This window comes from Bradyrhizobium barranii subsp. apii (genome assembly GCF_011516635.5).
GTDB classification, from domain to species: domain Bacteria; phylum Pseudomonadota; class Alphaproteobacteria; order Rhizobiales; family Xanthobacteraceae; genus Bradyrhizobium; species Bradyrhizobium barranii.
In genome coordinates, this window is the sequence record NZ_CP096255.1 from 7,249,405 (window position 1) to 7,274,744 (window position 25,340).

The following is a 25,340-nucleotide window of genomic DNA, read 5'->3' on the forward strand; positions in this document are numbered from 1 at the left end:
GCGCAATGTGCTAGTCTGAGCCGGCACTCAGCCCGGACGGTGCACCGTGACCGATGGTCGTCACCCGGCATGGACCGAGGAAAGCCGCTTTCGCGGTGCGCTCGACGATGTGATGATCATCCCACTTGTTGTTGTCGCGCTCGTCACGAACAAGATCCTGCGTTTCGTTCTTGCGATCTTGATGCGGATGCTCGACTACGCCTTCCCCTTTGCAATGCAGATTGTCTGGCTGCCGCTCTTCGCGGCCAGACTTGTCGGCGATGTCATCGTGACTGTCATCGATGGCGCGGTGCGCTTCCTTCCCCTGTCCGCGGCGAAGCGTCGACAGTGGGGTAGATCGATTCGCCGAAACTGGTTGTGGTTCCGGCGGAAGATCAGCTATCGGGCGTTCGAACACGCTGTGCATGATGCCTTTGAAGGCGGCATGGCATGGGTGTTCAGAACATGCCGGCATCTCACGCCGAACGCCGCATTGCTCGTGATCCTGTGCGCGGTCCTTTGGCTGCCGATCTCTTTCGGTGCGGCAACGGCGATGCACGCGGTATTGTTTGCCAAGGTCACATCCTGGCCAGCCTGGATGCAACTCCTGCATCCGCTCGCAACGGTCATCGCGAAGAGCAAGCTTCTGGTGCTACCGGTCTATCCGGCAGCCTGGCCGCAGGCCAGAAAGCATCCACTCGTTCAGCTCGTCTTCAAGGGCTACGACGTCATCAAGCGCGTGCATGTGATCAGAAAGGTCGGCCTTCGCTATCGGCAGGCAGAGATCGCCGGGACCGCGGCGGTTGAGAGACTCGAGCGCATCGCCGGCCTCACATCGGCGGTGCGATGGTTGCGCGAGGCGCATGTCGCAGAGCATTTGGGCGTCGAGAAGCCCACTCAGGAATTGCGTTCGTTCTTCGCGCGATGGTCCATCAAGTTCTCGGCCGAATATTACGAAGCGAAGGAACGGCAAGCCTCAGCGGTCCCATCATCAGACAGCAGCAAGCCGCGACCGCCGAGTTGATCGTCAATCGCCAACGACCTCACCGTGCCGCCGTCGCTGCCTGATCTCTCTTCGACAGGCAGCGGACTGCGCCATTTCCAAATGAAGCAAGGAATCGGCCATCCCTTCCCTTGTCTCCGTTCGGCCATGAGCGGGTTGACCTAGAAATCCATACCGCCCATGCCACCGCCACCCGCAGCCGCGCCGCCGCCGGCGTTCCTCTTCGGCACCTCGGCCACCATGGCTTCGGTGGTGATCAGGAGAGCCGCGACCGAGGCCGCGTTCTGGATCGCCACGCGAACCACCTTGGTCGGGTCGATGATGCCTTTGGCGACCAAGTTGCCGTACTCACCCGTCTGTGAGTCGAAGCCGTAGGCGTACTGTTCCTTTTCCAGGATCTTGCCGACGATCACCGAGCCGTCTTCACCGGCGTTGATCGCGATCTGGCGAGCCGGCGCGGACAGCGCCTTGCGCACAATCTCGACGCCGGTCTTCTGGTCGTCGTTCTTGGTGCGCAGCCCCTTGAGATGCTCGGAGGCACGGAGCAGGGCGACGCCGCCGCCCGGGACGATGCCTTCCTCGACCGCCGCGCGGGTCGCATGCATCGCGTCATCAACGCGATCCTTGCGCTCCTTCACCTCGACCTCGGTCGCGCCGCCGACGCGGATCACCGCGACGCCGCCTGCGAGCTTGGCGAGACGCTCCTGGAGCTTCTCACGGTCGTAGTCCGAGGTGGTCTCCTCGATCTGCGCCTTGATCTGGGCCACGCGCGCCTCGATGTCGGCCTTCTTGCCGGCGCCGTTGACGATCGTTGTGTTCTCCTTGTCGATCATCACCTTCTTGGCGCGACCGAGCATGTTGAGCGTGACGTTCTCGAGCTTGATGCCGAGATCTTCCGAGATCGCCTGGCCGCCGGCCAGGATCGCGATGTCCTGCAGCATGGCCTTGCGGCGATCGCCGAAGCCCGGAGCCTTGACGGCCGCGACCTTCAGGCCACCGCGCAGACGGTTGACGACGAGGGTGGCGAGCGCCTCGCCTTCCACGTCTTCGGCGATGATAACGAGCGGCTTGCCGCTCTGTACGACTGCTTCCAGGAGCGGTAGCAGTTCGTTCAGGCTGGAGAGCTTTTTCTCGTAGATCAGGATATAGGCGTCGTCCATTTCAACGCGCATCTTGTCGGCGTTGGTGACGAAGTAGGGCGAGATGTAGCCGCGGTCGAACTGCATGCCTTCGACGACTTCGAGCTCGGTCTCGAGCGATTTGGCTTCTTCAACCGTAATGACGCCCTCGTTGCCGACCTTCTTCATGGCGTCGGAGAGGAACTTGCCAATCTCCGCATCGCCGTTAGCTGAGATGGTGCCGACCTGGGCGATCTCCTCGTTCGAGGTGACCTTCTTGGAGTTCTTGACGAGGTCGGCGACGACGGCGTCCACTGCCAAGTCGATGCCGCGCTTGAGGTCCATCGGGTTCATGCCGGCGGCAACCGCCTTGGCGCCTTCCTTCACGATCGCAGCCGCGAGCACGGTGGCGGTGGTGGTGCCATCGCCGGCCGCGTCCGCGGACTTCGAAGCGACTTCGCGCACCATCTGTGCGCCCATGTTCTCGAACTTCTCTTCGAGCTCGATCTCCTTGGCGACGGTGACGCCATCCTTGGTGATGCGGGGAGCGCCGAACGACTTGTCGAGGACGACGTTGCGGCCCTTCGGACCGAGCGTCACCTTTACCGCGTTGTTGAGAATTTCGACGCCGCGCAACATGCGGTCGCGGGCATCGACGCCGAATTTGACTTCTTTGGCTGACATGGCGATCTCCGTTTTCAACTGGTCAAATCCCAAAGGCCGCGCAACTGGCGAGCTCTTGAGGGATGAGATTTGAATTGCGGGCCTCATCCTTCGAGAACCCGGCTACGCCGAATCCTCAGGGTAAGGAAAACCGGCTGGCGCTTACGCGGCCTTCTTCTTGGTGGCCGGCAGATCCGTGAGGACGCCCATGATGTCGCTTTCCTTCATGATCAGCAGGTCGACGCCGTCGATCTTGACTTCAGTGCCGGACCACTTGCCGAACAGCACGCGGTCGCCGACCTTCAGGTCGATCGGGATCAGCTTGCCGGCTTCGTCGCGGCCACCGGGGCCGACGGCGATGACTTCGCCCTGGGAGGGCTTCTCCTTGGCGGTGTCCGGAATGATGATGCCACCGGCTGTCTTGTCTTCGGCCTCTATGCGCTTGACCACGACGCGGTCATGGAGCGGACGGAATTTCATGCGATCCTCCCTGGCTTTTGTAATTATTCTGGATAGGCAGTCGTAATGCACTACGTGCCGTAACCGGAGTCTTCCGCGCCCATTAAGACGAGAGTCTTCGTCTCAAAAATTGGCGGCGACCAGATCGTAAGACCCCCTGCTGCCGCGGACGTACACCCTGGCAGCGGCGGCACATATCACATCACGATTGGAATCGAATGCGTTCAGGAAACCGGATTCATTATTTGGTTGAGCGTCCGGTTGAAGTCGCCTCAGCGCGTCTTCCTCTATGAAGAACGATGCCTCTAACGCGCTATCGTATCCCCAAAAACGCACGGCGTGCCGCGTTCGGTCATATGAACGACTATAATTTGGAAACTCGATCATGGTTGGGTCCGATCAAGTTCGCACAACGGGAACAGATGCTGAAAGCGACCCGGCTCCGCTAAACCGTAAATGGCTACTCTGGAATCGGATTACAACTGCCCACGAAAATTAAGTGACGACCAGCCTCGTGATCTTCTTCGGGCTGTTGATCGTCGCTGCAATAAACTTTCAGTGGTAGTCCTCTCGGCTCACCGCGCTATCGGCTCAAGCCAACAGCTAGTTGGCTCCGCTGAAATGACTCACTCGCTCAGCGCGGCGGCAGTTGATGCGATCCCTTCACAAGGTACGACAGTCACTCGTACTGCGCTCAGTCCTACAAATGGTCAGCTTGTCTTCAGCGACCTGCGCGATCGTTGTGCGAAATTCGCGAACACCGTCCGGGTAACTGATCTCGAGTTTCTGGAAGATGTTCTGAGTGAATGGTGGCGAACAAAAACAGCAACGTCTCCAGCGGACAGCGCCATCCGCTCTCCAAATGGGGCAACGATGACGTCGATTTGATAAGCAATATCAATTGGCTGGGGCGGGAGGGATCGAACCTCCGAATGGCGGAATCAAAATCCGCTGCCTTACCGCTTGGCTACGCCCCAACAGGCGACCAGGGAACGGGCGGAAGAACCGGCTACCGCAGATTCCCGCTGGTCGCAGCCGGTCTATAGGGAGCGGCGCGGCATTTCAACCGCCTGGAGGGGCAAAATACCTGAGGTCCAGGACCGGGGCCGGCGCTGGCCGTGCCACCCTTTATTATTATAGGCCCGGCGGCGGCGCCGTTCCGGGCCGGCGCAGTCCCGGCGTTCGGGCAGTTGAGACCTCCCCCGTTTCATGGGAATACGGCGCCAATACCTGTCCACGGGAGTGAGCCATGACCTACCGCGCGCCGATCTCAGACATGCTGCTGTCGCTCAACCATGGCGCCGGCCTGAAGGCTGCCGTGGAGGCCGGCCATTACGGCGATTTCGACGGCGACATCGTGAGCGCCGTGCTGGAGGAAGCCGGCAAGTTCGCAACCGACGTGCTGGCGCCGCTCAACCGTGTCGGCGACGAGCACGGCATCAAGCTCAGCGATGGCAAGGTCACGACTGCGCCGGGCTGGCCGGACGCCTACAAGCGCTGGACCGAGGGCGGCTGGAACGCGGTCTCCGGCCCCGAGGATTTCGGCGGCCAGGGCCTGCCGATCGCGATCAACGCCGCCTGCACCGAGATCTGGAGCGCCTCCAACGTCGCCTTCGGCCTCTGCCCGCTGCTCACGGCGTCAGCAATGGAGGCGCTGGATGCGCATGGCAGCGACGAGCTGAAAAAGATCTATCTGGAAAAGCTCGTCTCCGGCGAATGGACCGGCACGATGCAGCTCACCGAGCCGCAGGCCGGCTCCGACGTCGGCGCACTGCGCACCCGCGCCGAGAAGCAGGCCGACGGCACCTATCGCATCAAGGGGACGAAGATCTTCATCACCTATGGCGAGCACGACATGACCGACAACATCGTGCATTTCGTGCTGGCGCGCCTGCCCGATGCGCCCGCCGGCACCAAGGGGATCTCGCTGTTCCTCGTGCCGAAGTTCATGGTCAATGCAGACGGCTCGCTCGGCGCACGCAATGACATCTATGCGTCAGGCGTCGAGCACAAGCTCGGCATGCATGCTTCCCCCACCTGTACCATGACCATGGGCGATCATGGCGGCGCGATCGGCTTCCTCGTCGGCGAAGAGAACCAGGGCATGCGCTGCATGTTCACGATGATGAACCAGGCCCGCCTCGGCGTCGGGCTGGAGGGCGTCGGCGTCGCCGATCGCGCTTACCAGCAAGCGCTGGCCTATGCGCAGGAGCGCAAGCAGGGCCGTGCCATCGGCAAGACGGGTGACGGTTCGGACGCGATCTTCGTGCATCCCGACGTCAAGCGCATGCTGATGCGGATGCGGGCGCAGACCGCGGCCGCACGCACCATCTGCTATGCGACCGCGGTCGCGATCGACGTCTCCACGCGCGCCAGGGATCCGAAGGTCCGAGCGGACGCCGCCGCGCGCGCGGCGCTGCTGACGCCGATGGCCAAGGGCTATTCCACCGATATCGGCAACGAGGTCGCCTATCTCGGCGTGCAGGTGCACGGCGGCATGGGCTTCATTGAGGAGACCGGCGCCGCGCAGCACTACCGCGATGCGCGCATCACCGCGATCTACGAGGGCACCAACGGCATCCAGGCGATCGATCTCGTCACCCGCAAGCTCGCGGCCAATGGCGGCGCTGCGGTGTGGGCGCTGCTCGACGAGCTCTCGGCCACCGTGAAGCAGGTCGAAGCCTCCAACGATCCCGCTTTCGGCACCACAGGTATCAAGCTGCGCGAAGCGCTGGAGGCGCTGACGCGCACCAGCAAGTGGCTGCTTGAACGCGTAGCATCTGCGCCGAACGAGGCGCTCGCCGGCGCGACGCCGTATCTGCAGCAGTTCGGCTCGACGCTCGGCGGTTGCATGCTGGCCTCCGAGGCGCTCGCCGCCAAGTCCGACGGCAACACCGACGCCGCGCGCTACGTCTCGCTCGCGCGCTTCTTCGCCGAGAACATCACGGTGCAGGCCGGCGCGCTGGAGCGCACGGTGACGGAGAGCGCGGAGTCGGTCGCGGCGGCGGATGCGGTGTTGCTGGGGTAAGGGTGGCTACGAAGCTGCGAGCTTCGCCCTTCTCCCCGGCCGCCACAGCACGATTCCCGCCGCCACGAGATCCAGCATCACACATATCGCAAACGCGATCGTGTAGTTGCCGGTGAAACTCCGCACGAGGCCGATGATGCCGGGGCCAAAGGCGCTGACGACGCCGCTGATCGACGTGCCCAATCCCATTGCGGCGGCAAAGGCGGCAGCACCGATCTCGCGCTGGATGATCAAGGGCGGGAACGTGATCATGTTGCCGATCGAGAAGCCGTAGACGGCGCAGCAGACGAGCAGCACGGTCGGGTTCGTGCTTTGGAGAAGCACGAACAGCGCCGCCGCCTGGCTCGTCATCGACGCCGCGCAGGCGAGCCGCGGATCGAGCCGGTCGACGAACAGGCCGAGCGACAGGCGGCCGACCACCGCCATCGCCGCCATGATGGTGACCGCAAGGCCTGCGGCATAACGCCCGATCAGCGGCTCGAGGAACGTCACCTGGTGGATGATGAATCCCATCTGCGCCAGCAGCGCGATCGCGATCGGCAGCACCATGGTCCAGAACGCCGCGTTGGCGAGCAGCGTCTTGCGGGAATGGGCCGGTGCGGCCATGCCAGCGGACGAACGGCCGCCCGATGCCGGCGACATCTGGGTCGGCCAGCCGATGAAGATGACGACCACCGGCAGCACCAGCACCACCATCGCCATCGTGGCGGCAAGCATGGCGGACTGGAAGCCGATGCTGCCGGTCAGCGACAGCAGCAGCGGAACGAGGACGATGCCGCCGCAGGTCGCGCCGTTGAAGGCGAGGCTGAGCGCGAGCCCGCGCCGCCGCTCGAACCAGGCGTTCAGCACGGTGGCGATCACCACGGTGCCCATGCCGGTCCAGCCGACCGACATCAGCGCATAGGCGAGATAAAGCTGCCAGGTCGTCTGCATCAGCGCCAGCAGCACGGTCGACGCGCCGAGCGCCGACAGGCCGCTCAGGATCAGCGCGCGCAGCCCGATGCGGGCGAGCAGATCGTCGGTGAAGATGACGAGCACGGAGGTGAGGAGAAACGAGAAGGTGCTCGCCGCGGAGACCAGCGTGCCCGGCCAGCCATGGGCGCGCTGGAGCTCGGCGAGATAGACGCCCTGGCCATAGAGGCCGAAGCCGAACATGAAGAAGGCCATCAGGAAACAGGCCAGCACGACGCGCCAGCCGCGATAACGCAGCGAGGATTCGTCAACGCCCGTTGCGGCAATCATCAAACGAACAATCGGCCAAAGGAACCGGCATTGGGCAATCGTGCCCTACAACCCCCGGTTTTTCAAATGAAACATTGTAGCCATTTGTTGCAATGCGCAACTGCATGTGCGAAGCAATACAACCGGCATGATCCGGTGCGGTGCGGTTCCCGATCAGGAAAACGACAGCGCGCCATGTGGCGGACTCACGGGGACGTTCTCGAAAAGGTCGAGCGGGCGGATTGGCACGCCTGCAAGATGATGTAGGCTGAGGCTTGCGAGACTCGCCAAGGCAAGCGTCGCGGCGACCGCAGGGGGCTCTCATGCCGAATGGCAATATCGTCGTCACCGAAGAGCGCGGAACGCGCGTCATCACCCTGCGCCGCCCGAGCAAGAAGAACGCGATCACGCAGGACATGTATCGCGAGATGAGCCGCGCGATCGACACCGCGCAGAACAATCCCGACATCCGCTGCATGATCATCACCGGCGGCTCCGGCGTGTTCACCGCCGGCGACGACATCGACGACTTCTTGCAGGCCGAACCGAATTCCGAGACGCTGTCGGACGGCGCAAAATTTCTCTATTCGCTCGCCCTCAACGTCAAGCCGATCATCGCAGCCGTCGACGGCGCCTCGATCGGCATGGGCACCGTGATGCTGTTTCATTGCGACTATGTGCTCGCCTCGAACGCCGCGACCTTCTCCGCGCCCTATATCCATCTCGGGCTCGTCCCGGTCGGCGCGGCCAGCCTCCTGATGCCGAACACGATGGGCTACCAGCGCGCCTTCGCGATGCTGGTGATGGGGCGAACTTTCACCGCCGCGGAGGCGCACGCGGCAGGCTTCGTCAACACCGTGGTCTCGCCGGGACATACCGAGGTCGAGGCGCGCAAGGTGGCGCGCGATATCTGCCGGCTGCCGGCCGAGGCGGTCGCGGCCTCGCGCAAGCTGCTGCGCGCCGCGCCCGAGGAGCTCACCCGCCGCATCGACCAGGAGGCCCATCTGTTCGGCGAGCGGTTGAAGTCGGACGAGGCGATTGCCGCGTTCAAGGCGTTTGCAAACCGGAAGAAGAGGTAGGGCGCCCTCTTCCCCTAGTGCGAGACGGGTGACGGGTCTGTCTCAACGAGTCCGGCACCGTAGGGTGGGCAAAGGCGCACTTGCGCCGTGCCCACCATCAATCCACAACCGCAACAGAAGCGGTGGGCACGCTTCGCTTTGCCCACCCTACGACACTCCCGCAAGGGGAGAAGGAAGAAAGCTTCGTGAAATCTTCGCGCGGAACGACTAATCTTGTTCCATGCAATACCGATCCATCCTTGCCTCGCTCGCGCTGGCTCTCGCCACCCTCCCCGCCTCGGCCCAGACCGCCGCGCCGGTCGAACTGCGCATTCTCGCGATCAACGATTTCCACGGCAATCTGCGTCCGCCGCCGGGCGGCATCCGGATCGGGGATCCCGAGGACAAGAGCAAGAAGGTGACGGTCGCGGCCGGCGGCGCGGAGTATATGGCGACGCTGGTCAAGCAGCTGCGCGAGGGACACACAAACACGATCTTCGTCGCCGCCGGCGACCTGATCGGCGCGAGCCCGTTCCTGTCGGCAATGTTTCACGACGAGCCCTCGGTCGAGTCGCTTTCGATGATGGGACTTGCAATCACCTCGGTCGGCAATCACGAGTTCGACGAGGGCAAGACCGAGCTCTTGCGGATGCAGAACGGCGGCTGTCATCCGGTCGACGGCTGCCAGGGGCCGCATCCCTTCACGGGCGCCAAATTCCATTATCTCGCGGCCTCCACCGTGGAGACCGCAACCGGCAAGAGCGTGCTGCCTCCGTACGAGATCCGCGAGTTCGAGGGCATCCCCGTCGCCTTCATCGGACTGACCTTGAAGGAGACCGCGGGCATCGTCTCGCCCTCAGGCATTGCCGGGCTCGAATTCCGCGACGAGGCCGAGACGGTGAACGCGCTGGTGCCGAAGCTGAAGGCGCGCGGCGTCGAGGCGATCGTGGTGCTGATCCACCAGGGCGGGGAGCCCTCAGGCGACTACAATGAATGCCCTGCCATTACGGGGCCGATCGTCGACATCGTCAAGAAATTCGATCGCGCCGTCGACGTCGTCGTCAGCGGCCACACCCACCGCGCCTATGTCTGCGACATCGACGGGCGGCTCGTCACCAGCGGCGACAAATACGGCACGCTGGTCACCGCGATCGACCTCAAGCTCGATCCTGCAACCCGCGACATCGTCAGCGCCAAAGCCGAGAACGTCATCGTCGCCAATGCCTCGCTGGCGAAGGATCCCGAACAGACCGCGTTGATCGAAGCCTATGACAAGCTGTCGGCACCGATTGCGAATCGCCCGGCCGGATCGGTGACGCAGACGCTGTCGCGCGTGCCGAACGAGGCCGGCGAGAGCGCGCTCGGCGACGTCATCGCGGACGCGCAGCTCGCCGCGACGAAGGACGCCAAGGATGGCAGCGCTGTCATCGCGCTCACCAATCCCGGCGGCATCCGCACCGACATTGTTCCGAAGGAGAACGGCGCGGTGTCGTTCGGCGAACTGTTCGCGAGCCAGCCGTTCCGCAATCGCCTCGTTACGATGACGCTCACGGGCAGCCAGCTCAAGGACATGCTGGAGCAGCAATGGCTCGATCCGAAGCGCCCGCGGATTCTCCAGGTCTCGAACGGGTTCAGCTACACCTGGGATGCGACGAAACCGTTCGGCGAGCGAATCAGCCTTGAGAAGATGACGTTCAACGGCAAGCCGATCGAGCCTGGAAGCGGCTACCGCATCACCGTCAACGATTACCTCGCCGTCGGCGGCGACGGTTTTACGGCCGCCAAACAAGGCACAGCGCAGCAGTATGGCGGCTACGACGCGGACGCGCTGTTCGCCTTCTTCAGGGCACACGGACCGATCGGTCCGCTGCCGCCCACCCGCATCCTGCGCGTGAATTGATCCGGATCAAACGGACTTGTCCGGAACCACCCTTTGCCATCCCCGCCCAAGCGCTTAGATTGCGTTTTGCATTTGCGTTTTGGCTCGGGATGCGCCAAGCGACGTCAAGAGCCCGTTCCCTGTGAGGCCGACCTGATGAGCACGCTTCTCCTCTCCCACAAGGCCTGCCTCGACCACGTCACGCCGCCGGGACACCCTGAAAGGCCCGACCGCCTGCGGGCGGTGGAAGAAGCGCTGTCGCAGGAGCGCTTCCAGTTCCTGGCGCGCGACCTGGCACCGGAAGGCGATCTCGATCTCGTGACGCTGTGCCACAACGAGCATTACGTCACCGAGCTGCGCCACATCGCGCCGACCAGCGGTCAGGTCTATATCGACGGCGACACCTCGATGTCACCAGGCACGTGGGAAGCGGTGATGCGCGGCGTCGGCGGCGCGGTGGCTGCGACCGAAGCGGTGATGAATCGCGAGCATCGCAACGCCTTCGTCGCGGTGCGCCCGCCCGGACATCACGCCGAGATCGGCAAGCCGATGGGCTTCTGCTTCTTCGACAATGCCGCGATCGCCGCGCGTCATGCGCAGCGTAAATACGGCATCCAGCGCGCCGCCATCGTCGATTTCGACGTGCATCACGGCAACGGCACGCAGGACATCTTCTGGTCCGATCAGACCGTGATGTACTGCTCGACGCATCAGATGCCACTGTTTCCGGGCACCGGCGCGAAGGGCGAGCGCGGCGACCACGACACCATCGTCAATGCGCCGCTCGCTTCCGAAGACGGCGGACCCGAATTCCGCGCCGCGTTCGAGCATCTGATCCTGCCGCGGCTCGAAAAATTCAGCCCCGAGCTTCTCGTCATCTCCGCGGGCTTCGATGCGCATTACCGCGATCCGCTGGCCTCGCTGAATTTGCGCGCGGAGGACTACACCTGGGTCACGCGCAAGCTGATGGACCTTGCCGACAAGTCCGCAGGGGGCCGCATTGTTTCGGTGCTCGAGGGCGGCTATGACCTGCAAGGATTGAAAGAATCTGTTACGGCGCATGTCGGCGCCCTGATGGGCGCTTGACGCACCCGCCACATTACGCCCGCAAAACTGCGCTTTTTCTCACGTGAAGCGGGCAATCGGAAACGGATATGGCCGAAAATACCCAAGTCGACGTCTCCAGGCTCACCTTCGAGCGCGCCATCGAGGAGCTCGAAACCATCGTGAAGCGGCTCGAGGACGGCAAGGTGCCGCTCGAGGAATCCGTGACGATCTACGAGCGCGGCGAGGCGCTGAAGCGCCGCTGTGAGGAATTGCTGCGCCAAGCCGAGGCACGCGTCGACAAGATCACCACCGATGCCAGCGGCCAGGCCACCGGCACCGCACCGCTCGACGTGCAGTAAGGTCCCCGTTTCAAGCCGCCCGCCTCAAGCATCGGCCATCTGCAGTTTTTCATGATCGCACGCCGCTGTTTGGGCTTACAGCCCTCGGCGGCCAGGCACTGACATCGAAGAGTTCCCCCGGCCAGGGCCTCTCGGGCTCGCGAATCTGGCCAAAACGGCCTTCCTCTCGCCCAAAATGCAGGCGAGGAACCGGGCAAGACTGGAACCCATCCGCCGGCGCCAGGATTAACCAAGCTGGCCCGCGGGTTGCAGGTGCATACCCCTAAACGACCCTGCGGGTTGGCTTTGGCCCAAGCTTTGGTGTAAAGCTGCGCGGAGTGTGGCTTTTTGCAAGCCTTGCGTGGGCACAAATTACCGACGACAAGCGCTTCAAACTGCTAATGAAATTGGCTGGGACGGACGAAGCCGATCTAAGTGACAGGGATCACAGGGACTGAACCGGAGCTCACCTAAGCTTGAAGACGGGGCCCTGCCCCATGCAGGTGGCTCCGACGGTTTAAGGACTCGCGCTGCGCCGATATTGTGCAAACCCATCGCGCACCGGAACGATCTTCCGGCGCTGACAAATTGGAAATCGCCGTGAACGCATACAGTAAAACGCCGCTTCTCGACACCATCCATACGCCGGATGACCTGCGCAAGCTCAAGATCGAGCAGGTTCGCCAGGTCGCCGACGAGCTGCGGCAAGAGACCATCGATGCCGTCTCGGTGACCGGCGGTCACTTCGGCGCCGGCCTCGGCGTGGTCGAGCTCACCACCGCGATCCATTATGTCTTCGACACGCCGCGCGACCGGCTGATCTGGGACGTCGGCCATCAGGCCTATCCGCACAAGATCCTCACCGGCCGGCGCGACCGCATCCGCACGCTGCGCACCGGCGGCGGCCTGTCCGGCTTCACCAAGCGCAGCGAGAGCGATTACGATCCGTTCGGCGCGGCGCATTCCTCGACCTCGATTTCCGCCGGCCTCGGCATGGCGGTCGCGCGCGACCTTTCCGGCGGCAAGAACAACGTTATCGCCGTCATCGGTGACGGCGCGATGTCAGCCGGCATGGCCTATGAAGCCATGAACAACGCCGGCGCCATGAACTCGCGCCTGATCGTGATCCTCAACGACAACGACATGTCGATCGCGCCGCCGGTCGGCGCCATGAGCGCCTATCTGTCGCGCCTCTACTCCGGCAAGACCTATCGCACGCTGCGCGATGCGGCCAAGCAGATCAACAAGCGCCTGCCCAAGATCATCGCCAACCGCGCCAACCGCGTCGAGGAATATTCGCGCGGCTTCATGATGGACGGCGGCACGCTGTTCGAGGAGCTCGGCTTCTATTACGTCGGCCCGATCGATGGTCATAACCTCGACCATCTGCTGCCCGTGCTGAAGAACGTGCGCGACATGGAGACCGGCCCGATCCTGGTCCACGTCGTGACGCAGAAGGGCAAGGGCTACGGCCCGGCGGAAGCGTCCGCCGACAAGTACCACGCGGTCGTCAAGTTCGACGTCGCGACCGGCACCCAGGCCAAGGCCAAGCCGAATGCGCCGGCCTACCAGAACGTGTTCGGCCAGAGCCTCGTCAAGGAAGCGCAGAAGGACGACAAGATCGTCGCCATCACCGCGGCGATGCCGTCCGGCACCGGCGTCGACATCTTCAACAAGGCCTTCCCGGACCGCACCTTCGACGTCGGCATCGCCGAGCAGCACGCGGTGACGTTCGCCGCCGGTCTTGCGAGCGAGGGCTACAAGCCGTTCTGCGCGATCTACTCGACCTTCCTGCAGCGCGGCTACGACCAGATCGTGCATGACGTCGCGATCCAGAACCTGCCCGTCCGCTTCGCCATCGACCGCGCCGGCCTCGTCGGCGCCGACGGCGCGACGCATGCCGGCTCGTTCGACAACGCCTATCTCGGCTGCCTGCCGAACATGGTGGTCATGGCGGCGGCCGACGAAGCCGAGCTCGTGCACATGGTGGCGACCCAGGTCGCGATCGACGATCGTCCGAGCTCGCTGCGCTATCCGCGCGGCGAAGGCCGCGGCATCGAGATGCCCGAAGTCGGCGTTCCGCTCGAGGTCGGCAAGGGCCGCATGATTCGCCAGGGCAGCAAGATCGCCTTGCTCTCCTTCGGTACGCGCCTCGCCGAATGCGAGAAGGCGGCCGACGAGCTCGCCGCCCACGGCCTCTCCACCTCGATCGCCGATGCGCGCTTCATGAAGCCGCTCGACACCGAGCTGGTTCTCAAGCTCGCCCGCGACCACGAGATCCTGATCACGATCGAGGAAGGCTCGGTCGGCGGCTTCGGCTCGCATGTAGCGCAGTACCTGACCGATCAGGGCGCGCTCGACGGCGGCATGGTCAAGTTCCGCTCGATGGTGCTGCCCGACGTGTTCCAGGACCACGACACGCCGGCCGCGATGTACGGCCGTGCCGGTCTCGACGCCAAGGGCATCGTCGCCAAGGTGTTCGAGGCGCTGGGCAAGGACGTCAAGACCGAGACGGTCAAGCTCGCCTGACGGCGAGCTTGACCGTCGCGAACCAGCGCGACCTTCATGAAAATCTATCTGGCAGGGCCCGACGTGTTCCTGCCGGATGCGGTTGAGATCGGCCGGCAAAAGGCCGTGATCTGCGCTGCGCATGGGCTCACCGGCCTCTATCCCCTCGACAACGCCATCGATCTCACCTCGCCCGACGCCTCGCGGCAGATCTTTTGTGGCAACGAGGCGATGATGGACGAAGCCGATGCCATCATCGCCAACCTCACCCCGTTCCGCGGTGCCGGCGCCGACCCCGGCACCGTCTACGAGCTCGGCTACATGGCCGGCCGCCGCAAGTTTTGCCTGGCCTATTCCAACGACGGCGCCGTCTATGCCGACCGCGTCGGCCGCTTCATGGACGTGACCTCCGAGGACGGACGGCTGGTCGATGCACAGGGGCTGACGGTCGAGGATTTTGGCCTCGTCGACAACCTCATGATGATCCATGCGCTGGAGCTGCACGGCTGCCCGCTGGTGACGCCGGCGCAGATGCCGATCGACGTCTGGCACGATCTGGCCGCGTTCGAGGCTTGCGTCCGGATCGCGGCCGCGCGATTGATCGCACCATAGACGTTTCAGTCGCCTCCGGAGATCCGATGTCCCCTGCCCGCAAGCGTGCGGATGTTCTGCTGGTCGAGCGCGGCTTGTTCGAGAGCCGGGCGCGGGCGCGCGCGGCGATCGAGGCCGGGCTCGTCACCGCCGACGACAAGCAGGTCGCGAAACCCTCGGAGACGATCGCTGAGGACGCAGTGATTCAGGCCGAGCCTGCGCATCCCTATGTCTCGCGCGGCGGCGTCAAGCTGGCCGGCGCGCTGGAGCGCTACCCCATCGAGATCGAGGACCATGTCTGCCTCGATGTCGGCGCCTCCACCGGCGGTTTCACCGAGGTGCTGCTGGCGAACGGCGCCAGCCTGGTGTTCGCCATCGATGTCGGCACCAGCCAGCTGCATCCTTCGCTGCGCGACCATCCCAAGATCGTGTCGATGGAGGAGACCGACATCCGCAGCTACGACGGCAAACGGCTGCCGGCGCGGCCCGACGTCGTCGTCATCGATGTCAGCTTCATCTCGCTCAAGACGGTGCTGCCCGTGGCGCTGTCACTGGCAGCAGCGCCGATGAGCCTGCTGGCGCTGATCAAGCCGCAGTTCGAGGCTGACAGGAAGCACAACAAGAAGGGCATCATCCGCGACGCCGCCGTGCATCGGGAGATCTGCGACGACATCGCGGCGTTCGCCGCTTCGCTCGACTGCACCGACATCGAGGTGTTCCCCTCCCCGATCACGGGCGGTGACGGCAATATCGAATTCTTCCTGGGCGCGCGCCGTGGTTGAGCGCGTGAGGATCGATCACGTCGGCCATCGCGGCGACGGCGTCTCGCTCGCTGCGGGCGATGCCGTCTATGTGCCCTACACGCTTGGCGGCGAGACCGTCGAGGTCGACCACGTCGCCGGCAACCATCCCGACCGCCGCAAGCTGCTCGCAGTCGATGTCGCCAGCCCCGATCGCATTGAGCCGTTCTGTCCGCATTTCGGCATCTGCGGCGGCTGCGCCATCCAGCACTGGGCGGCTGAGCCCTATCACGCGTGGAAGCGCGGCATCGTGGTCGAGACGCTGGCGCAGGCCGGGATCGATTGCGAGGTGGCGCCACTGGTCGATGCCCATGGGGTTGGCCGTCGGCGCGTCACGCTGCACGGCCGGTTCGGCACGCATGACGTCCTCAAGGTCGGCTTCTCGGCGGCGAGCTCGCACGACGTCATCCCGATCCACCGCTGCCCGATCCTCGATCCCGGGCTCGAGGGTGCGCTCGACGCCGCCTGGGCGCTTGCCGAACCGCTGACGTCCAAAATGGCGGTGACGAAGCCGCTGGACATCCAGGTCACCGCGACCGCCAACGGCCTCGATGTCGACGTGCGCGGCTCCGGCCCGCTGCCGACGGCGCTGGTCACGGCGCTCTCGCGCGTCGCCGAGCAGCATCGGCTGGCGCGGCTGACGCGGCATGGCGAGCTGGTGCTGCAACGCCTGCCGCCGACGGTGCGGATGGGCCGCGCCGAGGTGACGCTGCCGCCGGGCTCGTTCCTGCAGGCAACGGTCGCGGGTGAGGAGACGCTGGCGTCGCTCGTCGCCGAGCGTGTCGGCAAGGCCAAGGAGGTTCTCGACCTCTTCTGCGGCGTCGGGCCGTTCGCTCTCCGGCTCGCGGAAAAGGCGCGCGTCGCCGCCTATGACAACGACGCCGGCGCCGTCGCCGCACTCGTGAAGGCTGCACGCACACCCGGGCTGAAGCCGATCAAGGCCGAACCGCGCGACCTGTTCCGTCGCCCGCTGGTGCCGCCGGAGCTGCGCGACTTCGACGCCGTGGTGTTCGACCCGCCGCGCCAGGGCGCGCAGGCGCAGGCGCTGAAACTCGCTGCAAGCAAGGTACCCGTCGTGATCGCGGTGTCCTGCAACGCCGCAACCTTCGCCCGCGACGCCCGGCTCCTGATCGACGGCGGCTACAGGATCGAGACCGTGGTCCCGGTCGACCAGTTCCGCCACACGCCGCATGTGGAATTGGTGGCGCGGTTCACGCGCTGAGGCAGCGCCTGCCGCTCACCGTCCGATTGCTACCAGACTGCTATGCCGACGGCTCGAATTGCGGCTGCCATCGCAGCAGGTAGGACTGCAGCGAGCGTACCGCGATCGCCAACAGGATTCCGACGAACATCATGACGAAGATGGCGACCATCATCTCGCTGGCATTGGCGCGCGCCTCGGCTTCGATGATGAGCTTGCCGAGCCCGCGCTCGGCGCCGATGAACTCGCCGACGATGACGCCGATCAGCGCGAAAGACACCGCCGGCAACAGCGACGCGAACACCCAGGCCAGCGCGGAGGGGATCACCACCGTGCGCAGCACGGTGAGTTCGCTTGCACCGAGCAGACGGGCAGCGGCGATCTGATCGCGGTCGACCGCACGCGTTCCCTCGAAGGTGTTGAAGAACACCACGAAGAACACGACGAGCCAGGCAGTGGCGATCTTGGAGAGATCGCCGAGGCCGAAGATCAGGATGACGAGCGGCACCAGCGCGATGCGCGGTATCGAGTTGAGCGCCACGACATAGGGCCCGAACACGCGGGCAAGGAAGTCCGAACGGCCGAGGACCAGGCCAGCCGCTACTCCGCTCGCGGACCCGAAAAGAAACCCCCACCAGGTGTTCTTCAGCGTGGCGAGCCACAAATTGTTGTCGTTGCCATTGATGCAGGCGGCGAACCCGGCGGGATCGGCAAAGCAGCCAAGCCGCAGGAAGCTCTGCCAGATCAACGACGGCTTGGCGACGAAATACGGATCGAGGATTTTCGGCACATAGGCCTTCGGCAACAGCGCCTTGCTCCATTCGAAGCCCCACTGCCAGACGACGAGAACCACCACGAGAATGGCCACTTGCCAGAACAGGATGGCGCTACGGCTCTTGGACATGATCATTCGGCCCTGGTGCGGCGGAATTCTTCGCCGAGGGAATGCCAGATGTGCGAGTAGAGGCGGCCGAATTCGGCGGTCTCGCGCACGTCCACGGGATCGCGCGGCCGCGGGATGGCGACGTCGAAATCTTCCTTGAGCCTCCCGGGCCGCGCCGAGAGCAGGATGATGCGGCTCGCCAAGGTCAAGGCCTCGCCGAGATCGTGGGTCACGAACAGCACGGTCTGCCGCTCGCGTTCCCATATCTCCAGCAGCGTCTTGTGCATCTCGAGCTTGGTGTGGGTGTCGAGCGCGCCGAACGGCTCGTCCATCAGCAGGATCTCGGGCTCCATGATCAGCGTGCGCATCAAGGCGACGCGCTGGCGCATGCCGCCGGACAGCATGCTGGGGAAGCTCTGTGCAAAGCCGGAGAGCCCGGCCTTCTCGACGGCCGAAGCGACGCGCCCGGCGCGCTCGGCCTTTCGCAGCCCCGCGATCTCCAGCCCATAGCCGATGTTCTGCTCCACGGTTCGCCAGGGAAACAGCGTGTCGCGCTGGAAGACATAGCCGACCCTGCGGTTGACCTTGCCGGTCTCAACCGTGTCCTCATCGATCAGGATGCGTCCGCCCGAGCGCGGCAATAGCCCCGCGACCATGTTGAGGATGGTGCTCTTGCCGCAGCCGGACGGACCGAGCAGCGCGACGAACTCGCCCTGCTTGACCTCGAAGGAAACGTCATCGACCGCCACGAACTCGCGGCCCGACGCGTTGAAGCGCTTGGCGAGACCTCGCACCGCGATGCGGGTTCGCGCCTCCGCTCTCTCAACCTCGTCTCGCGCGAGCGCGAATCCCGGGCCTGGCGCAGCGATCATTTGTATTTCGCCCTGGCCGCCTGGAGGAAGCTGATGTCGACGACATCCTCGTATTTCGTCTCGGGAATATCCGTTCCCTTGCGGTACCAAGGCTTGGCGCCGCGTTCGAACGAGGACTTGTCGATGACGCCGTCATAGGCCCAGGTCGATTTGTCGAAGCCGAGCTCGGCGCTGACCGCATCGGGGTCGATGCCCGAGAAATATTTCGGCGTGACCAGTGCCTGCACGTCCGCGAGTGGCGTCGCCTTCACGAAAGCCATCGCGCGGTGGATCGCGCTCACGTAGGCCTGCACCATGGCCCTGTCCTGCTCGATCGTGTCCTGGAGCGTGTAGATCACCAGCACGGGCAGCGTGCCGCCGAAATCCTTCTCGAATACGCCGGGCTTGGAGGTGTCGTAGATCGTCCTGCCAAAGCCCTTCTTCTCGACCTCGACGATCCAGCTTGGCGGCGCCATGATGGCGTCGAACTGCTTGGTCTGCAGCGACGGGAACATCGTGTTGGGTCCGCCGCCGGCGACCCAGTTCACCCTGTCGCCGAGCCCGCGCGTTTCGAACACATAGGTGCCGAACACCCAGGTGCCCGACCCGATCGCGGTGGCCGCGACGATCGGCTTGGCGCCGTCAGGCCGTTTATGCTCGGCGAGCTTCTCGACTGAATTGATACCGCCGTCGTAAAGGTCCTGCCGGACCACGATGTTGGCGTAGGAGCACACCATCTCCGTCGCGAGCAGGATCTTGCAGGGCTTGCCGCGCGCACTGAGCTGGAGCGGATGGCTGGCATCGCCATGCGCGAACACGGCTTGTCCCGCCGCCAGCGTCTGACGGCCGAACGTGCCGGCGTTACCGGTGACGAGCTTGGAGTCGAGACCTTCGTCCCTGAAGTAACCCTTCAACTCGGCAATCATGCCGATGGCGTAGACCGGCGACACCGGCCCGAAAGCGAGCGATACCTGCTTGGCCTCGGCGCGGAGCTGCCCGGGCAGCATCGATGCGCCGGCCAATGTGGAGCCCGCGATCAGCGCCTGGCGCCTGGTGATGTTCAAGTGCTCCTCCCTTGATTCTTGTTTGATCGATCCGTTCGTCAGGACGGCCCAGGCGCAATCCGGATGGTTCCTGCCTTTTGCAGCGTCTCGATTTCACTCGACGAAATGCCGATCTCGCCCAGGATCTCGCGCGTCTGCTCGCCGATCTGCGGCGGATCGTAGCGGTTGGGCAGGCGTCGGCCATCCATGGAGATCGGCAACAGCGGCGTTTTCGCCTCGCCGCCGTCAGGCAGGTGAATGTTGGTCAGCCCGCCCGACTGGTTCAGATGCGGGTCGTCGAAGAGATCGCCGGGCTTGTTCACCGGCGCGTAGGGCAGATCGAGCTGCTCGAGGCGTGCCGCGAGATCGGCCTTGTCCCATTGCTTGAAGATCTTCGCGATCTCCGGGATCAGCCAGCCGCGATGGTCGACGCGGTCGTTGCTCGTCGCGAAGCGCGGATCGGCAAGCCAGGATTCGCGATCGAAGGCGCGGCAGAACGCCTCCCACTGCTCTTCACCGACAATGGTGACGAACAGTTTCGAGCCATCCCTGGTGTCGAAGAGATCGTAGACCGGCCAGGGGCTGTCCTTGATCGAATAGGGGATCGAGGGCTGGCCGCTGACCACCTCGCACATCATGGCCTGCGCCATCAGGAACACGTTGTTCTCGTAGAGCGCGCTCTGGATGTAGCGACCGCGGCCGGTGCGCTGCCGCTCGGCCAGCGCAGCCTGAATCGCGATCACGCCGAACATGCCGCCCATGATGTCGTTGACCGAGGCGCCGGCGCGCATCGGCCGGTCCGGCAGGCCGGTCATGTAGGCAAGGCCGCCCATCATCTGCACGACCTCGTCGAGCGCGAGGCGGTTCTCGTACGGGCCGGGCAAATAGCCCTTGAGCGAGCAGTAGACCAGGCGTGGCGCAAAAGCGGCAACCGACTCGTAGTCGAGACCGATCCGCTTCAGCAGGCCGGGGCGGAAATTCTCGATCAGGACGTCGCTGCTCTCGATCAGCCGCCGCGCGATGGTCTGGCCTTCCGCGGTCGACGTGTCCAGCGCGATGCTGCGCTTGTTGCGGCTGTAGGTGGCGAAGAAGCCGGCAGCCGGTCCCTTGAAATAGCGGGTGCGGTCGCCCTTCGGCGGCTCGACCTTGATCACGTCGGCGCCGAGATCGGCGAGGATCAAGCCGCAGCTCGGCCCCATCACCATCTGGCTGAACTCGATGACCCGAAGGCCGGCCAGCGGACGCGGCTCCGTTGCCGCCTCGGGCGCCGGCGCAGTCATGCCGCCCTCCGCAGCACCTTGGGAATTCCGGCCTCGTGCAGGTGCCCGGTCAGATGTTTTGCCGGGATATGGCGGGCCAGAATCTCGCGCGTCTGCATCAGACGATCGAGGTCGATGCCGGTGGAGAGTCCCATGCGTTCCAGCATGAACACGAGATCCTCGGTGACGATGTTGCCGCGGGCACCAGGCGCGAACGGACAGCCGCCAAGTCCTGATACCGCGGCGTCGAAACGCCGGATCCCGGCTTCGAGGCCGGCGACGGCATTGGCGAGGCCAGCACCGAGCGTGTCGTGCAGATGCAGCCGCAGCGTCATCTGCAATCCGACTTCACGCCTGACGGCTTCGACGATCTGCCTGACCAGTTTCGGGGTGGCGTAGCCGACGGTGTCGGCGAGCCCGATCTCGTCGGCACCGGCCTCGGCAAAGGCGCGCGCGACCCGGCACACCGCCGCTTCGCTCACCTCGCCTTCCAGCGAGCAGCCGAAGGAGGTGGCGATCGCGCCCATCAGGTGCGGCCGCCGGCCCGCCGGACAGGCGTCGATCGCGGCGCGGACCGCGCGAAACCCGTCGAGCTGCTCTTCGATCGAGCGCCGCACATTGGCGCGGTTGTGCGTCTCGCTGGCGGAGATGACGAAGTAGACGGCGTCGACACCGGCGGCGATGGCGCGCTCGGCGCCCTTCACGTTCGGCACAAGTGCACCGATGGTCGCGGTCCTGTGCGCGAGCGCGTGCGCCATCACCGCATCGACATCGGCGAATTGCGGTACGACCTTCGGCGGCACGAAGGATCCCGCGTCGATCTCGCGCACGCCGGCGGCGGCGATCGTATCAATCAGCGCGCATTTGGCTTCGGTGGGAACGAACACGTCCAGGTTTTGCAGCCCATCGCGGGGGCCGACCTCGCAAATCAGGACATCCGGCGCATGCGCCATCAGGCTCTCCCTGGTTCGATTGTATATTATTGCGTAAAAGAACAATCCGTGGGATAGTCTGTCAAGCTCAAAATCCGCGTGCACTGCAATGACCGCCTCCGACAATTCCCGACCGCCCGCTTCAAGCAAAGGCGGTTCCGAGCGCGCTGAGCACCTCGCCGGGCTGATCATGGCGCTCGCCCGACGCGAAGGCATGAAGGCTGGCGATCGCTTGATCGAACAAAGGCTTGCCGATGCGCTCGATCTTTCACGCGCGCCGATCCGGCTCGGCCTCAAGGCTCTGGAAGCGGCAGGGCTCGCGCGCGGCGAGCCGCATCGCGGGTTCGTGCTGGCCAAGCATCCGACCAGCGGCGCAGCCCAGCCGGCCCTCGCGGCAGTCAGGCGCAGCGAGCAGGTTTATACGTCCATCGCAGGCGACGTGCTCGCAAGCCGGCTGCCGGCTGACGTCACCGAGGCGGAGCTGATGCGCCGCTATGGCCTCAGCCGGGCCGAGCTGCAGCGGCTGCTTGACCGGATCGCTGCCGAGGGCTGGATTGCGCGCCTGCCGGGTTATGGCTGGCGCTTCGCGGAGACTGTCTCGAACCCCGAAGCTCACGCCAAGGCCATGGCGTTTCGCGCGGTGATCGAACCTGCGGCAATCGCGCAGCCCGGCTTTGCGCTGCCGCAGGAGGTGATTGCACGCCTACGCGAGCGCCAGCTGCGCGTATTCGAGGGCGAGCTCGAGAAGATGACGATCGGCGAGGTCTTTCTTTCCGGTTGCGAATTCCATGAGGAGATCATTCGCGGCGCCGGCAATCCCTTCTTTCTTGAATCGCTCCGGCGCGTGAATTCGATCAGACGCCTGTTCGCCTATCGCAGCTTCGCCGACCGCGACGGCATGCGGCGGCACGTGCGCGAGCATTTGCGCCTGCTCGAGGTTCTGGAAACGCGGCGTTACGCCGAAGCGGCAGAGCTGATGGCGAAGCACCTGCAACGCCCGCTGGTGGCGGGCTTATCGTAGGCCGACGCGGCTGCCGTCAAATGGGCGGCGAACGCGTGACCGCTCAACGACGTAAGCCACCCAACGCCGGCGACTCGCCGGGCAGCATTGACGAATTGATGTCGCTGTCCATGCGTCCCGATTGTTGCTGGGTGAAACCGGCGCCGAACGACAGGCTGAGGTTGGAGGTCGGCTTGAACTCGACACCCGCGAAAGCGCCGTAGCCGGGTGAGGCGCTGGAGGTGAGCGGGGCGAGCGAGCTGCCGATGCCGCCATTGTATTTCAGCGTGTCGAACCCGGCAAAGAACGTGACGGGCATGCCGCCCGCGGTCTTGTAGTTGTAACCGAACTGCGTGCCATCGTAGGAGAGCGCGTTGAAATTGCCGGCCGGCGCAGGCTGGCTGAGGCCGCCCAGGCCTAGATTGCCGCGTTCGCTTCCGACGAAGAAACCGGGACGAAAATCATAGCCCGCGTTGGCATCGCCACCCTTGAAGCTCGGAAAATTGCCGTAGCCATCGGAGCCCTGGCCGGCGCTGCCGCCAAAGCCAAAAGGCCCGCCCGGGATCCAATATTGCAGGGGCGCGACTTGCGCGCGAGCCGGCGTTCCGCCGAAGCAGAGCACAGCGAAGAGAGTTGCGAGACCGCAGGAACGTGCAAGGCTGGACATTCAGGTAACCGTCAAAAGGTGCGGAAATTATAAGCCGGGGATCACGCGAATACCAGTGACGCGATGCCGGTGGTCGCGCCATCGAGTTCCAAAATTACGTTATCCTGACGTGTTGAACCTCCTGCGCGACGGATTGACCCACATAGAGGACGCGCGAACGCGAGCCGTCGCTTCGATCCTGATCGGCCGGAGCAGTCCGGCAAGACGCAATTGCGCAGACCTTTGAAAATGCCAGACACAACATGGAGGCTGTCATGGAGGTCGATTCCGGCAGGTTGAATGCCTTTATGGGCAAGATGATCACCGAGGTCGGTGCCGCGATGAACGCATCGCTGGTCCTGCTGGGCGACAAGCTCGGCCTCTACCGCGCCCTCGCCGCCAAGGGACCCATGAACTCTGCCGAACTCGCAAGCGCCACCGGAACGAACGAACGCTACGTCCGCGAGTGGCTGGCGAGCCAGGCGGCTTCTGGTTACGTCGAATACGACTCCACTTCCGGCAAGTTCTCGATGCTGCCGGAGCAGGCGTTGGCGCTCGCCGATGAGGACAGCCCGGTCTTCCTCGGCGCGGTCGGCAATGTCATTGCCGCGGCGTTCCTCGACGAGCCGAAAATTACGGACGCATTCAAGTCCGGCAAGGGCGTCGGCTGGAATCGTCGCAGCGAGTGCCTGTTCTGCGGCACCGCCCGGTTCTTCCGCACCGGCTACATGCATCATCTGGTGCAGGAGTGGCTGCCCGCGCTCGAAGGCGTCGTCGACAAGCTGAAGCGCGGCGCCAAGGTCGCCGATGTCGGCTGCGGGCACGGCGTCTCGACCCGGCTGATGGCGGAGGCCTTCCCGAACTCCCGCTTCTACGGCTTCGACTATCACGAGGGCTCGATCGCGGCCGCACGAAAGGCGGCCACTGAGGCGAAGCTGGGCGATCGTGTCAGCTTCGCGGTTCACTCGGCGAAGACCTATCCGGCCGAGGGCTACGATCTCGTCTGCTTCTTCGATTGCCTGCACGACATGGGCGATCCCGTCGGCGCCATCAACCACGTGCGCGAGACCATGGCCAAGGACGGCACCTGCATGCTGGTCGAGCCGTTCGCAGGCGACCGCCTCGAAGACAATCTCAACCCGGTCGGGCGGGTCTACTATGCGGCGTCGACCATGATCTGCACGCCGGCCTCGCTCGATCAGGAGGTGGGCCTCGCGCTGGGCGCCCAAGCCGGCGAGGCAAGGCTGCGCAAGGTCGCCAGCGAAGGCGGCCTGTCGCGCTTCCGCCGCGCCGCCGAAACACCCTTCAACCTGATCCTGGAGGCCAGGATCTGATGCAATGGCGGACGCGCGGCCGGCGATGTCAGGCCGCGTCGTCCGTTCCCATACCGAACGTGAGCTGATTGCCGTCGGCATCGACGACGTCGAAATCTCGCATGCGATAGTCACGGTCCTCCGGCCGGTTCAGCAGCCTGGCGCCGCGTCGCGATAGTTCGGCATAGATCTGATCGACGTCCCTGACGAAGATGCAGATGCCGCCGTGCCCGGGCAACCGCTTCGTTACCCCCGCCGCAAGCAGATGCAGGCCGACCTCGTCACGGCACAGGCAGGCGTAGGACGGAGGCTGACCGTATTCGAAGGTGACCTCGAAGCCGAGCACATCGCGGTAATAGGCGAGGCTGGCTGTGATGTCGGACACGACGAAGACGGTGGCGGAGCCGGCCATCATCGGGTGTTCGTCGGTCATTGGTCCCTCCATCCGGCAAGCAATCTCCGGCGCGCAGGCTAGCATGCGCGGTGGAGGTCTTGCACGGCCCAAGCCGCACCGTAAGCT

Annotated in this window: 24 protein-coding genes and 1 tRNA gene; 13 read left to right on the plus strand and 12 right to left on the minus strand. The window is 64.6% G+C overall.

The genetic code is table 11. The features are described 5' to 3' along the window. Window positions 1-46: 46 nt before the first annotated feature. A complete protein-coding gene (locus HAP41_RS34775) occupies window positions 47-1,003 on the plus strand; it encodes a hypothetical protein (RefSeq protein WP_166088310.1) in 957 nt (318 codons plus the stop codon). 140 nt (window positions 1,004-1,143) lie between these two features. Here the strand turns inward: HAP41_RS34775 and groL are convergent, their stop codons facing one another. From groL to HAP41_RS34790, 3 genes are all read right to left on the minus strand, one after another. Next, the gene (gene groL, locus HAP41_RS34780; protein WP_166088295.1) at window positions 1,144-2,784 is read right to left on the minus strand and encodes a chaperonin GroEL; all 1,641 of its coding nucleotides are present in this window, start codon (window positions 2,782-2,784) and stop codon (window positions 1,144-1,146) included. 141 nt (window positions 2,785-2,925) lie between these two features. After that, window positions 2,926-3,243, minus strand: coding sequence for a co-chaperone GroES (locus HAP41_RS34785; protein WP_166088289.1), 318 nt, complete (start codon window positions 3,241-3,243; stop codon window positions 2,926-2,928). Window positions 3,244-3,345: 102 nt separating this feature from the next. After that, a complete protein-coding gene (locus HAP41_RS34790; RefSeq protein WP_166088265.1) occupies window positions 3,346-3,609 on the minus strand; it encodes a DUF1488 family protein in 264 nt (87 codons plus the stop codon). Between the two features lie 69 nt (window positions 3,610-3,678). Between HAP41_RS34790 and HAP41_RS34795 the strand changes: the two genes are divergently transcribed. Next, on the plus strand, window positions 3,679-4,110 hold the full coding sequence (locus HAP41_RS34795; protein WP_166088257.1) for a hypothetical protein: 432 nt from the start codon (window positions 3,679-3,681) through the stop codon (window positions 4,108-4,110). A gap of 14 nt (window positions 4,111-4,124) precedes the next feature. Here the strand turns inward: HAP41_RS34795 and HAP41_RS34800 are convergent. Then, window positions 4,125-4,199, minus strand: a tRNA-Gln gene (locus HAP41_RS34800). 272 nt (window positions 4,200-4,471) lie between these two features. Here HAP41_RS34800 and HAP41_RS34805 point away from each other — a divergent pair. After that, complete coding sequence (locus HAP41_RS34805) at window positions 4,472-6,250, plus strand: acyl-CoA dehydrogenase family protein (protein WP_166088246.1); 1,779 nt, start codon at window positions 4,472-4,474, stop codon at window positions 6,248-6,250. A 6-nt stretch (window positions 6,251-6,256) separates the two neighbouring features. On the opposite strand, the gene HAP41_RS34810 is transcribed toward HAP41_RS34805, so the two are convergent. Continuing rightward, a complete protein-coding gene (locus tag HAP41_RS34810) occupies window positions 6,257-7,492 on the minus strand; it encodes an MFS transporter (RefSeq protein WP_166088239.1) in 1,236 nt (411 codons plus the stop codon). A gap of 302 nt (window positions 7,493-7,794) precedes the next feature. Here HAP41_RS34810 and HAP41_RS34815 point away from each other — a divergent pair, with 302 nt between their 5' ends. The 8 genes from HAP41_RS34815 (at window position 7,795) to HAP41_RS34850 (ending at window position 16,914) form a co-directional block, all read left to right on the plus strand. Beyond that, window positions 7,795-8,550, plus strand: coding sequence for an enoyl-CoA hydratase-related protein (locus tag HAP41_RS34815; protein WP_166088224.1), 756 nt, complete (start codon window positions 7,795-7,797; stop codon window positions 8,548-8,550). A 220-nt stretch (window positions 8,551-8,770) separates the two neighbouring features. Then, entirely contained in the window at window positions 8,771-10,429 is a 1,659-nt protein-coding gene (locus HAP41_RS34820) for a bifunctional metallophosphatase/5'-nucleotidase (protein ID WP_166088200.1), read from the plus strand. A gap of 135 nt (window positions 10,430-10,564) precedes the next feature. Beyond that, the gene (locus HAP41_RS34825; protein ID WP_166088184.1) at window positions 10,565-11,494 is read left to right on the plus strand and encodes a histone deacetylase family protein; all 930 of its coding nucleotides are present in this window, start codon (window positions 10,565-10,567) and stop codon (window positions 11,492-11,494) included. A 68-nt stretch (window positions 11,495-11,562) separates the two neighbouring features. After that, the gene (locus HAP41_RS34830) at window positions 11,563-11,814 is read left to right on the plus strand and encodes an exodeoxyribonuclease VII small subunit (protein ID WP_008132970.1); all 252 of its coding nucleotides are present in this window, start codon (window positions 11,563-11,565) and stop codon (window positions 11,812-11,814) included. A gap of 579 nt (window positions 11,815-12,393) precedes the next feature. Continuing rightward, window positions 12,394-14,322: a 1-deoxy-D-xylulose-5-phosphate synthase gene (gene dxs / locus HAP41_RS34835; protein ID WP_166088177.1), complete on the plus strand. Its 1,929-nt coding sequence runs from the start codon at window positions 12,394-12,396 to the stop codon at window positions 14,320-14,322. A 36-nt stretch (window positions 14,323-14,358) separates the two neighbouring features. Beyond that, window positions 14,359-14,913: a nucleoside 2-deoxyribosyltransferase gene (locus HAP41_RS34840; protein WP_071916050.1), complete on the plus strand. Its 555-nt coding sequence runs from the start codon at window positions 14,359-14,361 to the stop codon at window positions 14,911-14,913. Window positions 14,914-14,939: 26 nt separating this feature from the next. Beyond that, the gene (locus HAP41_RS34845) at window positions 14,940-15,674 is read left to right on the plus strand and encodes a TlyA family RNA methyltransferase (protein WP_166088157.1); all 735 of its coding nucleotides are present in this window, start codon (window positions 14,940-14,942) and stop codon (window positions 15,672-15,674) included. After that, complete coding sequence (locus HAP41_RS34850; RefSeq protein WP_166088147.1) at window positions 15,667-16,914, plus strand: class I SAM-dependent RNA methyltransferase; 1,248 nt, start codon at window positions 15,667-15,669, stop codon at window positions 16,912-16,914. The genes HAP41_RS34845 and HAP41_RS34850 overlap by 8 nt, the downstream gene beginning before the upstream one ends. A gap of 40 nt (window positions 16,915-16,954) precedes the next feature. Here HAP41_RS34850 and HAP41_RS34855 read toward each other — a convergent pair whose 3' ends face one another. Genes HAP41_RS34855 through HAP41_RS34875 form a run of 5 tightly spaced genes read right to left on the minus strand, consistent with a single transcriptional unit; the run spans window position 16,955 to window position 21,882 of the window. Beyond that, window positions 16,955-17,797 (minus strand): ABC transporter permease, encoded by an 843-nt coding sequence (locus HAP41_RS34855; protein WP_166088106.1) that lies wholly within the window; start codon window positions 17,795-17,797, stop codon window positions 16,955-16,957. Window positions 17,798-17,799: 2 nt separating this feature from the next. Continuing rightward, window positions 17,800-18,648 (minus strand): ABC transporter ATP-binding protein, encoded by an 849-nt coding sequence (locus tag HAP41_RS34860; protein WP_175618032.1) that lies wholly within the window; start codon window positions 18,646-18,648, stop codon window positions 17,800-17,802. Continuing rightward, window positions 18,645-19,691 carry an ABC transporter substrate-binding protein gene (locus HAP41_RS34865; protein ID WP_166088101.1) on the minus strand — a complete coding sequence of 349 codons (1,047 nt, stop codon included), beginning with the start codon at window positions 19,689-19,691 and terminating at the stop codon, window positions 18,645-18,647. Before HAP41_RS34865 ends, HAP41_RS34860 begins: the two co-directional genes overlap by 4 nt. A gap of 38 nt (window positions 19,692-19,729) precedes the next feature. Then, window positions 19,730-20,950, minus strand: coding sequence for a CaiB/BaiF CoA transferase family protein (locus HAP41_RS34870; protein WP_166088096.1), 1,221 nt, complete (start codon window positions 20,948-20,950; stop codon window positions 19,730-19,732). After that, window positions 20,947-21,882, minus strand: a complete 936-nt coding sequence (locus HAP41_RS34875; RefSeq protein WP_224580659.1) for a hydroxymethylglutaryl-CoA lyase — start codon at window positions 21,880-21,882, stop codon at window positions 20,947-20,949. The genes HAP41_RS34870 and HAP41_RS34875 overlap by 4 nt, the downstream gene beginning before the upstream one ends. An 88-nt stretch (window positions 21,883-21,970) precedes the next feature. On the opposite strand from HAP41_RS34875, the gene HAP41_RS34880 reads away from it, so the two are divergent. Beyond that, a complete protein-coding gene (locus HAP41_RS34880) occupies window positions 21,971-22,882 on the plus strand; it encodes a GntR family transcriptional regulator (RefSeq protein WP_081369470.1) in 912 nt (303 codons plus the stop codon). A 43-nt stretch (window positions 22,883-22,925) separates the two neighbouring features. Here the strand turns inward: HAP41_RS34880 and HAP41_RS34885 are convergent, their stop codons facing one another. Continuing rightward, on the minus strand, window positions 22,926-23,528 hold the full coding sequence (locus tag HAP41_RS34885; RefSeq protein WP_166088033.1) for a hypothetical protein: 603 nt from the start codon (window positions 23,526-23,528) through the stop codon (window positions 22,926-22,928). A 254-nt stretch (window positions 23,529-23,782) separates the two neighbouring features. Here HAP41_RS34885 and HAP41_RS34890 point away from each other — a divergent pair, with 254 nt between their 5' ends. Beyond that, the gene (locus tag HAP41_RS34890; protein WP_166088025.1) at window positions 23,783-24,841 is read left to right on the plus strand and encodes a class I SAM-dependent methyltransferase; all 1,059 of its coding nucleotides are present in this window, start codon (window positions 23,783-23,785) and stop codon (window positions 24,839-24,841) included. A gap of 28 nt (window positions 24,842-24,869) precedes the next feature. On the opposite strand, the gene HAP41_RS34895 is transcribed toward HAP41_RS34890, so the two are convergent. Beyond that, window positions 24,870-25,253, minus strand: a complete 384-nt coding sequence (locus tag HAP41_RS34895) for a bleomycin resistance protein (RefSeq protein ID WP_166088004.1) — start codon at window positions 25,251-25,253, stop codon at window positions 24,870-24,872. Window positions 25,254-25,340 lie beyond the last annotated feature (87 nt).

What these genes read in the sequence shown, in the direction of transcription:
- groL (WP_166088295.1), bottom strand. Translation starts at nt 2,784, where the DNA reads ATGTCAGCCAAAGAAGTCAAATTCGGCGTCGATGCCCGCGACCGCATG.
- HAP41_RS34810 (WP_166088239.1), bottom strand. Translation starts at nt 7,492, where the DNA reads ATGATTGCCGCAACGGGCGTTGACGAATCCTCGCTGCGTTATCGCGGC.
- HAP41_RS34825 (WP_166088184.1), top strand. Translation starts at nt 10,565, where the DNA reads ATGAGCACGCTTCTCCTCTCCCACAAGGCCTGCCTCGACCACGTCACG.
- HAP41_RS34860 (WP_175618032.1), bottom strand. Translation starts at nt 18,648, where the DNA reads ATGATCGCTGCGCCAGGCCCGGGATTCGCGCTCGCGCGAGACGAGGTT.
- HAP41_RS34880 (WP_081369470.1), top strand. Translation starts at nt 21,971, where the DNA reads ATGACCGCCTCCGACAATTCCCGACCGCCCGCTTCAAGCAAAGGCGGT.
- HAP41_RS34790 (WP_166088265.1), bottom strand. Translation starts at nt 3,609, where the DNA reads ATGATCGAGTTTCCAAATTATAGTCGTTCATATGACCGAACGCGGCAC.
- HAP41_RS34870 (WP_166088096.1), bottom strand. Translation starts at nt 20,950, where the DNA reads ATGACTGCGCCGGCGCCCGAGGCGGCAACGGAGCCGCGTCCGCTGGCC.
- HAP41_RS34830 (WP_008132970.1), top strand. Translation starts at nt 11,563, where the DNA reads ATGGCCGAAAATACCCAAGTCGACGTCTCCAGGCTCACCTTCGAGCGC.
- HAP41_RS34890 (WP_166088025.1), top strand. Translation starts at nt 23,783, where the DNA reads ATGGAGGTCGATTCCGGCAGGTTGAATGCCTTTATGGGCAAGATGATC.
- HAP41_RS34805 (WP_166088246.1), top strand. Translation starts at nt 4,472, where the DNA reads ATGACCTACCGCGCGCCGATCTCAGACATGCTGCTGTCGCTCAACCAT.
- HAP41_RS34895 (WP_166088004.1), bottom strand. Translation starts at nt 25,253, where the DNA reads ATGACCGACGAACACCCGATGATGGCCGGCTCCGCCACCGTCTTCGTC.
- HAP41_RS34845 (WP_166088157.1), top strand. Translation starts at nt 14,940, where the DNA reads ATGTCCCCTGCCCGCAAGCGTGCGGATGTTCTGCTGGTCGAGCGCGGC.
- HAP41_RS34855 (WP_166088106.1), bottom strand. Translation starts at nt 17,797, where the DNA reads ATGTCCAAGAGCCGTAGCGCCATCCTGTTCTGGCAAGTGGCCATTCTC.
- HAP41_RS34840 (WP_071916050.1), top strand. Translation starts at nt 14,359, where the DNA reads ATGAAAATCTATCTGGCAGGGCCCGACGTGTTCCTGCCGGATGCGGTT.
- HAP41_RS34820 (WP_166088200.1), top strand. Translation starts at nt 8,771, where the DNA reads ATGCAATACCGATCCATCCTTGCCTCGCTCGCGCTGGCTCTCGCCACC.
- HAP41_RS34875 (WP_224580659.1), bottom strand. Translation starts at nt 21,882, where the DNA reads ATGGCGCATGCGCCGGATGTCCTGATTTGCGAGGTCGGCCCCCGCGAT.
- HAP41_RS34785 (WP_166088289.1), bottom strand. Translation starts at nt 3,243, where the DNA reads ATGAAATTCCGTCCGCTCCATGACCGCGTCGTGGTCAAGCGCATAGAG.
- HAP41_RS34795 (WP_166088257.1), top strand. Translation starts at nt 3,679, where the DNA reads ATGGCTACTCTGGAATCGGATTACAACTGCCCACGAAAATTAAGTGAC.
- HAP41_RS34815 (WP_166088224.1), top strand. Translation starts at nt 7,795, where the DNA reads ATGCCGAATGGCAATATCGTCGTCACCGAAGAGCGCGGAACGCGCGTC.
- HAP41_RS34885 (WP_166088033.1), bottom strand. Translation starts at nt 23,528, where the DNA reads ATGTCCAGCCTTGCACGTTCCTGCGGTCTCGCAACTCTCTTCGCTGTG.